The organism is Undibacterium sp. RTI2.2, from assembly GCF_035018705.1.
Classification (GTDB): Bacteria; Pseudomonadota; Gammaproteobacteria; order Burkholderiales; family Burkholderiaceae_D; genus Undibacterium.
The window spans coordinates 38247-50623 of sequence record NZ_JASJXN010000033.1 but is presented as its reverse complement, the minus strand read 5'-3'; the positions used below and the strand labels follow the sequence as shown (position 1 = coordinate 50623).

Sequence of the window (12377 nt, the reverse complement as noted above, 5' to 3'; positions counted from 1 at the left end):
CATAATTGATCGACAAACCTGAAACAAACTTGTATGCTCAGCAACTAAGCGCCTGGTCAATATTCAATGCGCGCAGCTGGTCAATATTGAGTGCGCGCCAACACCCATGTCCACCAATTTGACACTATATTTCGCCACCAACAATGCTCCTTGTTTACGTTTTATACGACTAGGTTATATAAAAACTATAACCGTTGTCAATAAGAAATGTGTAAACAAGAAAAACGCCCTACAAATCAAAGACTTGCAGGGCGTAGTTTACAGAATCAAAGAGACTAGGTCTCAAAACGGAATATCATCATCCATATCAGAAAAATTCGGTGCCGGGCGCGATGCTGGTGCCTGACGTGGTGCAGATGATGGCGCTGGTGCGCTTTGGCGTGGTGCTGATGGGGCGCCGCCGTACTCATCCATCGGTGCACCGCCGCCCATACCTGGACGTCCGCCCAACATTTGCATGGTGTCTGCTTTAATGTCGGTTGCGTATTTCTCTACGCCGTCTTTGTCGGTATATTTACGTGTACGCAGGCTGCCTTCTACATAGACTTGCGAGCCTTTTTTCAGATACTGACCAGCGATTTCTGCCAGTTTGCCGAAAAAAGTAATGCGATGCCATTCGGTCTGTTCTTTTTTCTCGCCGGTGGCTTTATCTTTCCAGTTTTCTGTAGTGGCAACGGTGATGCTGGTCATGGCGTCGCCGCTAGGCATGTAACGCGTTTCTGGGTCGCGTCCGAGATTGCCGATAATCTGGACTTTATTGAGGGATGCCATGTATTTCTCCTGTTGTTCGCTAATTAAGTTCACTAAGTAATAGTGATTATTTTGATGAATTTGACAATAACTCTGGCTAAAACCACATTCAGCCCATTCAGCCATCTCGCTGTTTAGCTGATTGAGCATTTGCCGCCGATTATAAGCCAGACAAGCTTAGTAAAGCGTTTCAGAATGCTCTTATCCATTCGTGACGTTGCCATAAAGATATGTCAAACACGGGACAAAAACAAAGTCCGCAGCTTGCACACGTCAAATTTCAAAAACCCGTTATAGTATCAGGTTGCTTGTTCCCGAATCAAAAAACCGGGGCGCCAAACCATCCTTACGGAAAGCAGTTGATATGACACAAAATACGGTCAAAGTTCGTGCAAAATCGGCCAAAGCAGCCAAGCCTGCTGAAATCGACTTCGATAAAACTGGCATCCCCGCACCTAAGCGTGACGAAATCCGCATTCGCGGTGCGCGTACACATAATTTAAAAAACATCAGTTTAGATTTGCCACGCAATAAGCTGGTGGTCATTACTGGTTTATCCGGCTCAGGCAAATCGTCTTTGGCGTTTGATACTTTGTATGCAGAAGGCCAGCGACGTTATGTCGAATCACTATCTGCTTATGCACGACAGTTTTTGCAATTGATGGAAAAACCGGATGTCGATCTGATTGAAGGCTTGTCCCCTGCCATTTCGATAGAGCAAAAAGCGACCTCGCACAATCCGCGTTCTACCGTCGGTACGGTAACTGAGATCCACGATTATCTGCGCCTTTTGTATGCCCGCGTCGGTACGCCGTATTGCCCGGATCATCCAGAAAATCCATTGGCAGCGCAGTCTGTATCGCAAATGGTGGATACCGTGCTGGCAATGCCGGAAGATACCAAGCTCATGATTTTGGCGCCCGTGGTGTCCAACCGCAAAGGTGAGCATGTTGATTTGTTTGAGCAGATGCAAGCGCAGGGCTTTGTGCGCTTCCGCGTACAAACTGGCACACACCCGGCCAAGATTGTCGAAGTGGATGATCTGCCTAAATTAAAAAAGACAGAGAAGCATACGATCGACGTGGTGATTGATCGTGTCAAAGTCAAGGCTGAGATCAAACAACGTCTGGCAGAATCATTCGAGACCTCACTGCGCATCGCCAATGGTCGCGCCTTGATTGTGAATATGGACAACGGCCATGAGCAATTATTTTCGAATAAATTTGCCTGCCCGACTTGCGGTTATTCGCTACAAGAATTAGAACCGCGCCTGTTCTCCTTCAATAATCCTATGGGTGCTTGCCCAGAGTGTGATGGCCTCGGCCACATCGAATTTTTTGATCCGAAACGGATTGTTGCCTTCCCAAATTTGTCGCTGGCCAGCGGTGCGGTCAAGGGCTGGGACAGACGCAATCAATTCTATTTCCAGATGTTGTCCAACCTCGCGGCGTTCTATGATTTTGATATTGATACGCCGTTTGAACAATTGCCAGAGTCTGCTCAGCAAGTGATTTTGTACGGATCAGGCAAACAGAATATTCCCTTCACTTACATCAATGAGCGCGGTCGCACCGTCATCAAAGAACATACCTTTGAAGGCGTGATCGTCAATCTGCAACGCCGTTACCGCGAGACAGACTCGATGGCGGTAAAAGAAGAACTCGCCAAGTTCATCAACGAAAAGCAATGCCCAAGCTGCGACGGCGCACGTTTGCGGGTTGAGGCTCGTTACGTCAAAGTCGGTAACGGAGCGCAAGAAAAAGCGATTTACGAAGTCAGCGCCCTGCCTTTGCGCCAAACCCTGAGCTTCTTTGAATCATTAACTTTAGTCGGTGCAAAACGAGAAATCGCAGATCGCATCATTAAAGAAATCAGCTCGCGTCTAACCTTTCTCAACAACGTCGGTCTGGACTATTTATCGCTGGACCGCAGCGCCGATACGCTTTCTGGCGGCGAGGCACAGCGTATCCGTCTGGCGTCACAAATCGGCTCTGGTCTGACTGGCGTGATGTATGTCCTGGATGAACCCTCGATCGGATTACATCAGCGCGACAATGATCGTCTGATCGATACGCTAAAACATTTGCGTGATATCGGTAACTCTGTGCTGGTGGTCGAGCATGATGAGGATGCGATCCGCTGCGCCGACTTTGTCGTCGATATGGGTATCGGTGCAGGTGTGCATGGCGGTGAAGTCATTGCCCAAGGTACGCTAGAAGACATCATGAAAAGCGAACGCTCGCTGACCGCGCAATACCTGAGCGGTGCCATGGCAATCGCCGTCCCCAAAAAGCGCACGACCTTTAATCCGGAAAAACAATTCGTGATCTCTGGCGCACGCGGCAACAACTTAAAAAACGTGACGCTCAAGTTGCCAGTTGGCTTGCTCACCTGCGTGACCGGCGTATCCGGCTCTGGCAAATCTACACTGGTCAATGACACCTTATACCCGGCCGCTGCGCGCCACTTATATGGATCGCAAACCGAGCCTGCCGCGTTTGACAGCATCAGCGGGCTAGAACATTTTGATAAAGTCATCTCGGTCGATCAAGCACCGATCGGGCGCACACCGCGCTCTAATCCAGCTACCTATACTGGTTTATTCACCCCGATACGCGATCTGTTTTCTACCGTGCCAGTGGCTAAAGAACGAGGCTACAGTGCGGGGCGTTTCTCGTTCAACGTCAAAGGCGGTCGCTGCGAATCCTGTCAGGGTGATGGCGTCATCAAAGTCGAAATGCATTTTTTACCCGACGTGTACGTACCCTGCGATGTGTGCCACGGCAAGCGCTATAACCGCGAGACATTAGAAGTCCAATACAAGGGCAAAAATATCAACGAGGTGCTGGGCTTGACGGTAGAAGATGCGTATGAATTCTTTAAACCAGTTCCCGTCATCGCACGTAAACTGCACACACTGCTAGATGTGGGTCTGGGCTACATCCGACTGGGTCAAAGCGCTACTACACTGTCTGGCGGCGAAGCACAACGGGTAAAATTGTCTCTGGAATTATCCAAACGTGACACTGGTCGTACTCTGTATATTTTGGATGAACCGACCACGGGTCTGCATTTCCACGATATCGATTTGCTGCTCAAAGTCATTCACCGTTTACGCGATCAAGGCAATACGGTTGTCATCATCGAACACAATTTAGACGTAATTAAAACCGCCGACTGGATCGTCGATCTGGGACCAGAAGGCGGCGCAGGCGGTGGTCTGATTATCGCCAGCGGTACGCCAGAGGATGTTGCAGCAAACCCTGAGAGTGTGACGGGTAAGTATTTACAGCCCTTGCTGAAGAAAAAAAAGTAAAACTACTTGTCCAATGATTCTGCGGCTTCTGGCATGATTTTAAGCCAGAAGCCGCAGAATCATTGGACGTTCTATTTTTATTTTGTCTAAAAATTTTAACCAGAATACTGCTGCGGCGTGCGTCATACGCACCGTAGCAAGCGACAAAAAACAGCAAGGTGTACTGGTGAGCATGGCGCACCATACGGTTATTAATTATAGACAAGCGAACTATGTGACCTGTTGATCTTCAAGATGACGTGTAAAAAATTCAAATCAATTCAATCTATCAACTCACAGCTAATGTACTATTTTTGCTGAAATTATTATGTCTATCCGCCTCATAGTCGGCCTCGGCAATCCTGGCCCTGAATACGAACAAACCCGCCACAATGCTGGCTTCTGGCTGGTTGATCAACTTGCAATAAATGGTTTGCAACGCGATAAAAATTTTAACGCGTTGGTAGCTAAAACACGGCTTGCTGGCGAAGAGGTCTGGCTGTTGCAGCCACAAACATTTATGAATCGTTCTGGCCAGTCGGTCGGTGCGATTTGTCGGTTTTATAAAATCACGCCAGATCAAGTATTGGTGGTGCATGATGAGCTGGATATTTTGCCGGGTATTGCTAAGCTTAAATTAGGTGGCTCGTCTGGTGGTCATAACGGGTTGAAAGACATCACCGCTGCTTTGGGGACACAAGATTACTGGCGGCTGCGTATTGGTATCGGACATCCGCGTAGTCTGAATTTGCAGCAAGGGGTCGCTGATTTTGTTTTACATCGCCCGCGCAAAGAAGAGCAGCCTTTGATCGACGAATCGATTGCCAAGAGTCTGGAGATCATTCCTATGCTGGTCGAAGGAAAATTTTCTGCCGCGACGATGCAGTTACATACCGTGAAATAAAGTACCTCCTATGACATCACCCATACAAATCCGCGCCGGAAAATTTGCTCTCGAACATATTCGTCAACATGGTTTGCAGGCGCGCGACATCGCGGTTATCCCTGCTGCTGCGGGTGGCCCTAAAGGGTTGATTTTGCAGGCGCTGGATCAATGGTTATTTGGAGAATGGTTGCCAAGCGCACCGCGCGAACGCACCTTGATCGGCGCCTCTATCGGTGCCTGGCGTATGGCAGCGGCGAGCCACGCTGATCCGGTGGCGGCGTTCCAGCGCCTCGGTGATTTGTATTGTGAGCAGCGTTATCCTGAAAAACCTTCAGCCCAATATGTGACGGATGTTTGCGTTGAATTGCTACAAAATTTTATCGGTGGTTACGAGCAAGAAATCGTACACCAACCGCTGCACCGTCTGCATCTGCTGGCAGTACGTGGCCGGGGCTTTTTAAGCGCACCACAATCGAGTGGCAAAGCTAAAGCAGGATTTGTGGCAGCGACGTTTTCGAACCTGGCATCGCGCTCTAAACTCGCTAATCACATGGACAGAATGGTGATTGGCGACATGCGTGATCCGCTGTTTTGGCTGAAGGCAAAATTTGATGCGTTCGATACCCATTTCTCATCATTAACGGCGGATAATTTAGCCTCCGCCTTATTAGCATCAGGTACCTTGCCGCTGATTATGGAACCTGTGCGCCATATTCCTCATGCGCCGACAGGTACGTATTGGGATGGTGGAATTATTGATTACCATCTGGCGCTGCCTTACTCGCGTTTAAGCGGTAACAAAGAAGGTGGCTTAGTGCTTTATCCGCATTTTACCGACCATATCGTGCCGGGCTGGCTGGATAAAAGTTTGCCCTGGCGACGTGCCAGCATAGGCAAAAACCGGCATTGGCTGGACAACGTGATTATGGTGTCGCCATCACCGGGCTTTTTACAAACTCTGCCACGCGGCAAGGTACTCGATAGGAAAGATTTTTTCTTTTACGGTACCAATCATGATCTACGTATTCATCATTGGAAAACCGCGATGGGAGAAGGTGCGCGGCTGCGGGATGCGTTCGCTGATTTTATTCAACGGCCTGATGTAAGCCAGGTATTGCCGCTGTAAACTGGCAGTATCGAGAGATTGTGCGGCGAAGAAAATAGTAATCTAAGAAGCTGACGGTAAAACGAGATCCGTTTTTACGTCATCCTGGCTAGCAGCTTCTATGTCGACTTTGCGGCCACGCTGGCTTAAAGCGTCTCTCAGTAAATACTCCACTTGCGCATTACTACTCCTCAGTTCTTGCGCAGCCATGCGCTCGATCTCTGCCCAGAGTACAGGATCGATACGCAACATGAAAGATTTTTTCCCGGGGCTGGCCATGATGTTTCTGATCTACCTGAGTGAGCGACTTAATTGGTGAACTTAACTGGCGAACTTACTTGGTTAGCTTAGCAACTAAGCTTATTTAGTAAGCTTATTTAATAAGCTTATTGGCATAATTTGCTAGCGCATTGTTCAATGCGGCACACAACACCTCAGGTTCGGCAGAACCTAACCTCAGGCTGGAGCCATCCGCTTTGGTAATACGTACCGCGCCTTTTCCGGCGGCGTTGTAGAGCATGCCTTCTTTGGTAAAGCGGATACCCCAGCCTTCTATCCAGCGCGATTCACATTGCTCTATCTGACGGATATCGGTCAGCGCTAACTTCCATGCGGGCCAGCCAAACAAGCCGAAATACCAGCGCAAATGGGTATTGTCTATTTTGACTGTCAATCGTCCCAGCAAACCCAGCACCATAAAATTGATCGCAGCAATCGTCAGCAGCGCGCGCAAACGGGCGACGGGATCAAGCCCTATGGTTTTCACTGCCATCATGATTAAGGTCACTAAAGGCAGCATGATCCAGAGGACTTTCATCCATTGGCTTTGTTGATATTTAATTTCGTTCACAACATTTTCCTCAACAATTTTGTTTTTGATTCTGACTAGCTGGCGAACTTATTTAGTTACTTCGCTTACTACTTTGTTTCACTACTTCGTTAAGCGACTTCATTTTGCTAGATTAAGGTACTGAAGGTTGATCGCTCACATCTGATGTTGCATTGTGCGAACTGGCTACGGCAGGCGTGACTGGCACAAACGGGCCTTGCAGACGGAACTTGGCAAACCGCTCGACTTTATCCTGACCAAACCAACGGCCTAAAAATGATAAACCGAGGAAGCATAAAATCAGTGCCAAAACGGAGGCGACTAAGACACCGAAGATCATTAAAAATGGATACATATCAACCCCTCAACAATATTCATCAGGAACAGAACTTCAAACCAGCAGACTCAATTGTAAAGCGTACCGGTATTAATAATCGGCTGCGTCTCTTTATCCGAGCAAAGCACGACCAGCAAATTACTCACCATTGCAGCTTTGCGCTCGTCATCGAGCTCGACGATCTTGCGTTCAGACAAACCCTTGAGCGCTTCTTCTACCATCGTCACCGCACCATGTACGATTTTTTTACGTGCACTGATAATTGCATCGGCTTGCTGTCTGCGCAGCATGACTTGCGCGATTTCTGGTGCATAGGCCAAATGCGTGAGCTTGGCATCTTCCACATCGATCCCCGCGACTTCAAACCGGGTATGTAACTCTTGTCGTAAGGCTTTAGTCACCTCATCTAAACCAGCACGCAAGGTGGTCTCGTGCTCCGCCAGATCATCGCCCTCGTCATACGCATATTGCGATGCGAGATGACGGATCGCGGTTTCGGCTTGCACGTTCACAAAGCGCTCGAAGTCATCGATATTGAATAAGGCCAGCGCCGTATCTTGTACGCGCCAGACAATCGCCGCACCAATCTCCACCGGATTGCCGCGCTTATCATTCACCTTCAAAGTTGGCGAATTTAAAGTGCGAGCCCGCAAACTGACTTTGCGTACCGAATACAAAGGATTGGCCCAACGCAAACCCGCGCTGCGATCGGTGCCGATGTACTTACCAAACAAAGACAACAAGGCCGCCTCATTCGGTTGCAGCATGTACAAGCCCGACAATAAAAACGCACCCAATATGCTGATCAGCAATTTACCAAAAATCGGCAATACCACTGGCTCCAACGCATTGAAACCAGACCAAGCCCAATAACCACCCGCCACAATCAAAAACAACCCAACGGCCACCATCAGATAACCATCTGGCGAGGAATGAATGCGTTCATGCATCAATGACTTGCCACCGACAACTTTACTTGCTGTGTTCATATTATCTCCGTTTGAATGACATCAAAGTGATATCACTTTAGTAGCACTGATTGGAGATGTCAAGAAGAGTTTGTATGAAAGGAAGGAAATCCACTGCCGGGCAAAAGCGATGCTATGGAGCTCGGTGAGCACGTATCGAACTCGACTCTACAGCACTGACCAAAAATATACTCTCATATGTATATTTTAAGTGTCCATATAATCATTGGACAATTCAACATATTCATTGTAAAAATGGGGGAGTATATGATATTTGATTAAGCTTGCAGGTAGGAAGAATGGTTCAGCATACTTTTCTTGAAGCAGAAAGTGCTGGGATGAAATTCAAGCACTTCCGGACATCCGTATTGAATTTAGTCCTGATTTAGCCGCAAGAACAGCACGAGGCGCGCATGCTATGACTGTGCCCGTGCATGTTCTGACAAATATTACAGCTTAGGAGTGGGTGCTTTTTTGTGCTCTTCCAAAATCTCAGCGTTCTTTTTATCCATCATTGCACGTGCCGCAGCATACTCGGCTGTCATCATCGCAAAATCGGTAACACCAACCTCAATGGTGTTGTACTCTCGGCCGCTATTATTTGATTCCGCGAGAGCAACACCGACTGATTGCCGGCAATCTTTAAATTTACTCATCGGATAACTGACATTAATAGCCGTTCCAAATCGTCCATTGCAGTCGTTCAAATCGATGCCAACGCCGGTGCGACTGTAGCCCGGACGGTAAGCCATCCAGTTCAAATCGCTAGAAGTTTGGCTGCTGGGGGTACCATATTTTTCCATCAGCGCTTTTTTTATTTCCGTCGCTACGACTGGATGATCAAATTTTTCGCGACGTAAAATAGCCATCACCTTGCCTGATTGCGGCCCAAATCGCACATCAACCATTGCAAGATCTCGGCTACCAGTACTGGCACTTGAATTAATCGTGTACACCAAACTCCACAAAATTCCGGGGAAACTTTGTCCCATCGGATGAGTGTTAGTCGAGCCCAATTTATAACCCTTACCAGTCAATACCTGATCGACCTGCTGTCGCGTATCCCCGATTTTGATACCGATTGTTTCTAAGACTTTAGGAATACCATCCTTGCTAACTGCGCCGCCGGTATTCGCAGTGTCAGCGCCTGAGTTATTCGCATTGTCCTTAGTCGCATCGGGAGTTTTAGCTTGTGAGCTGCTATCGGAAATACTCTTCTTGATAATGTCCTTCAAATTAAACGTGGCCGTTTGCGAATGGGCCAATAAGGGAGAAAAAAGTAGTGCGCTAGCGCATACAAAGTGGGTGATTTTCATGAATGAGATGATGTGGTTAATTTTGTCATGTCGCGAGACTGTGAGTTTAGAGTCAACAACGGCTATCAGCGCCAATGCGAAAAATGCTAATTGGACAACCGATTGTCACCGATGGCATATCATTTCGTCAACTGAATGCTTGATCATCTTTGCTGGAACAAATCGGCAACTAAATAAACTCACCTATCCGTCACGCCACGACATGCGGATACGGATACGGATACGGATACGGATACGGATACGGATACGGTCAAGAATCGCGAGCGGAAATACGAAGAATGGGAATCTCAGCTTATAAGGCGCATGCATCTGCTAGTGCCTGACTTTGCGTTTTAATGCCTACGGCCAAGCACTGCTAACCAGAGCCACATGAACTTTTACGCGGTGCTAAAATAAATACTACCTACATGTATATTTCAATCGTCCAATTACTTATTGGACAATACGGCATATTTCTATAAAAATAAGGGGAGTATGTTATTAATCCCGCATCAAAAAGAGCGCATGACCGCTAGCTTTGGGACTGCTGTTTAGCGTTCAGCATCACCTTAAGATGCTTCGTTAAGATACTTTTTAGGATTTACGCAAAATTATCCTGGCACGGCCGCAGCAACCAAGATCGTACTTATAGTGCGAACGGGAGCTACAACGCAGCTGCGGAGGCTTTGCGCAAATCCTCTTTTTATAAAAAATGAACTAAGATGCCACTCGCACTCTATTTTGCGACTCACACTCGCCTGCACTGCTGATTATGAAAACAAAAATCCTTACCGAATCCCGCGCCATGTGGCAACTCGCCTGGCCTGTCCTGATCGGCCAACTCGCTACCGTCGGCATGGGTGTCGCCGATGTGGCGATGACGGGGCATGCCAGTGCCAATGATCTGGCCGCTGTCGCGCTGGGTGCATCTTTGTGGGCGATGGTGCTGGTCACCGTGATGGGTGTGATGATGGCAATCAATGCGATCGTGGCGCATGAGGTCGGGGCTAATGCACATCATAAAATCCCGCATATCGTCCGCCAGTCCTTGTGGATGGGCTTGGGCGTGGGTCTGGTGGGATGTGTCTTGCTCAATCTGTCCACCGTGGTATTCGATCATATTTATCTGGAAGATAGCGTACGAGATAAAGCCGCGCAATTTGTGCATGTGATCAGTATTGGCTTGCCGCCTTTTGCCTGCTACCGCGCGCTCTATGGCTATACCGCCAGCCTGAACCAAACCAAGCCGGTGATGGTGATCGCGCTATTTGGATTGGCTTTTAATGTGTGTATTAACTGGTTGCTGATTTATGGCCATTGGGGCTTACCAAAATTGGGCGCAACAGGCTGTGCCGTAGCGACTGGCGTCGGTATGTGGCTGATGTTGGGAGCCATGGTCTTATGGATTAAAAAAGCACCGGCCTATCAATCAACTTACCCGTTCACACATAGAGAACCTGCACACTGGCCAGAGATACGCAAGATGCTGCGCATGGGCTTGCCCATCGGGGTGACCTATTTTGCGGAAGTCAGTGCATTTTGTGTGATCGGCTTACTGGTGGCACGCTTTGGTGTAGTCACGGTATCGGCACATCAGATTGCCTTAAATTTTTCGTCCCTGGTGTTTATGGTGCCGCTGAGTTTTGGTATTGCCTCGGTAACACGTGTCGGTCAGGCGATGGGGGAAAATGACACGCAACGTGCCCGTTTTTCATCTTGGGTAGGCGTAGGTTTATCGCTGGGATTTGCGGTGATATCGGCGTTGATGATCACCCTGTTCAGGCAAGAAATCGCAGCAGCGTACACCAGCGATGTCGCCGTCCAGCAAGTGACGGTCAAGCTATTACTGCTGGCAGCGATCTTCCAGTTATCCGATGGTGCTCAGGTCGCCGCATCTTCCGCGATACGAGGTTACAAAATCACCCGCACGCCGATGCTGATCCATCTGACAGCGTTCTGGGGTGTCTGTATTCCACTCGGTTGCATACTAGGTTTGGCACCTGAGTGGTTCCCGCTGCGGCCAGCAGAACCAATGGCTGCCAGCGGTTTCTGGATATCGCTGGTGGTTGGATTAACCATTGCCGCTGTATCGCTGGTGGTGTATTTACACCGCGTCTCGACTAGGTATTTGAAGAAAAATACTGCGCTCGCTTAATCAAAGCCACCAAATCAAAATCGCCGCTGTTTATTAAGTTAAGAACGTAAGTTGAAAACGTTAAACAGCGGCTATATCTCGCTTAATGAATTATTTAAATAAGCGCTAAACAAGACACGACAAACTTATTTTTTCAAAGCGCTATCCCAGTGTTCGGCAATTTTTCCGTCCTGAATACGGAACATGTCAAACCAGGTCGTGGTATATTTTTTGGTGGCATCTTTGGGATCGTCATACTGACGGACAAAACTAAGAACGACCATATCGCCATCGCCAACGATGGACACAAGTGGTGCTTTGATCTGCGCAGCAATCGGGGATGGTTTGGTAAATTTAGAGAAAAAATCGACAAACGCAGCGCGTCCTGACGCCACATTCGGATTGTGCTGAATATATGATTCGGTCAGATATTTATCCGCCAGATCCATATGTCCCCCCTCAAATACCTCACGCCAAAAGTCATACACCAGGCGCTTATTTGCCGCAACCTGTGTATCAGGGCTTGCCAATAAGGCTGCTTGATTTGGATTAGCTTGCACCGCAACCTGAGCCTGCGCTGACAACGGCAATGTAAAAGCACACGCCAAACCTAAAGTGATTAACAATTTAGTCAAAGGACTCTCCCTAAAATAATCGGCAACTAGCATGATTGCTGGCCGCATTTAAAATATATGAGTTTAATTTCAAAAATACCAAGTAAATTGTAGCAATTTTTTTCGGGCGTCATAAAAACCCACGCCAAGCTGAAAGAATATCC

12 protein-coding genes are annotated in these 12377 nt (G+C 48.1%); 4 read left to right on the top strand and 8 right to left on the bottom strand.

The window, feature by feature from the left end; genetic code table 11:
- Positions 1–282 precede the first annotated feature (282 nt).
- Positions 283–771: a single-stranded DNA-binding protein gene (gene ssb, locus QN395_RS16230; RefSeq protein ID WP_322121025.1), complete on the bottom strand. Its 489-nt coding sequence runs from the start codon at positions 769–771 to the stop codon at positions 283–285.
- 343 nt (positions 772–1114) lie between these two features.
- Here ssb and uvrA point away from each other — a divergent pair, with 343 nt between their 5' ends.
- From uvrA to QN395_RS16215, 3 genes are all read left to right on the top strand, one after another.
- Positions 1115–4066 (top strand): excinuclease ABC subunit UvrA, encoded by a 2952-nt coding sequence (gene uvrA / locus QN395_RS16225; protein ID WP_322121024.1) that lies wholly within the window; start codon positions 1115–1117, stop codon positions 4064–4066.
- A gap of 307 nt (positions 4067–4373) precedes the next feature.
- Complete coding sequence (gene pth / locus QN395_RS16220) at positions 4374–4949, top strand: aminoacyl-tRNA hydrolase (protein WP_322121023.1); 576 nt, start codon at positions 4374–4376, stop codon at positions 4947–4949.
- Positions 4950–4959: 10 nt separating this feature from the next.
- Positions 4960–6057 (top strand): patatin-like phospholipase family protein, encoded by a 1098-nt coding sequence (locus QN395_RS16215; RefSeq protein WP_322121022.1) that lies wholly within the window; start codon positions 4960–4962, stop codon positions 6055–6057.
- Between the two features lie 42 nt (positions 6058–6099).
- Here QN395_RS16215 and QN395_RS16210 read toward each other — a convergent pair whose 3' ends face one another.
- From QN395_RS16210 to QN395_RS16185, 6 genes are all read right to left on the bottom strand, one after another.
- Complete coding sequence (locus QN395_RS16210) at positions 6100–6315, bottom strand: hypothetical protein (RefSeq protein WP_322121021.1); 216 nt, start codon at positions 6313–6315, stop codon at positions 6100–6102.
- A gap of 94 nt (positions 6316–6409) precedes the next feature.
- The gene (locus tag QN395_RS16205; protein WP_322121020.1) at positions 6410–6886 is read right to left on the bottom strand and encodes a hypothetical protein; all 477 of its coding nucleotides are present in this window, start codon (positions 6884–6886) and stop codon (positions 6410–6412) included.
- A 112-nt stretch (positions 6887–6998) separates the two neighbouring features.
- Positions 6999–7220 carry a hypothetical protein gene (locus QN395_RS16200; RefSeq protein ID WP_322121019.1) on the bottom strand — a complete coding sequence of 74 codons (222 nt, stop codon included), beginning with the start codon at positions 7218–7220 and terminating at the stop codon, positions 6999–7001.
- Between the two features lie 50 nt (positions 7221–7270).
- Positions 7271–8191: an SPFH domain-containing protein gene (locus QN395_RS16195; protein ID WP_322121018.1), complete on the bottom strand. Its 921-nt coding sequence runs from the start codon at positions 8189–8191 to the stop codon at positions 7271–7273.
- Positions 8192–8619: 428 nt separating this feature from the next.
- Complete coding sequence (locus QN395_RS16190; protein ID WP_322121017.1) at positions 8620–9486, bottom strand: hypothetical protein; 867 nt, start codon at positions 9484–9486, stop codon at positions 8620–8622.
- A 183-nt stretch (positions 9487–9669) separates the two neighbouring features.
- On the bottom strand, positions 9670–9795 hold the full coding sequence (locus tag QN395_RS16185) for a hypothetical protein (protein WP_323492355.1): 126 nt from the start codon (positions 9793–9795) through the stop codon (positions 9670–9672).
- A 442-nt stretch (positions 9796–10237) separates the two neighbouring features.
- On the opposite strand from QN395_RS16185, the gene QN395_RS16180 reads away from it, so the two are divergent.
- Entirely contained in the window at positions 10238–11620 is a 1383-nt protein-coding gene (locus QN395_RS16180; RefSeq protein WP_322121015.1) for an MATE family efflux transporter, read from the top strand.
- Positions 11621–11745: 125 nt separating this feature from the next.
- On the opposite strand, the gene QN395_RS16175 is transcribed toward QN395_RS16180, so the two are convergent.
- Entirely contained in the window at positions 11746–12234 is a 489-nt protein-coding gene (locus QN395_RS16175) for a nuclear transport factor 2 family protein (RefSeq protein ID WP_322121014.1), read from the bottom strand.
- Between the last annotated feature and the right edge of the window lie 143 nt (positions 12235–12377).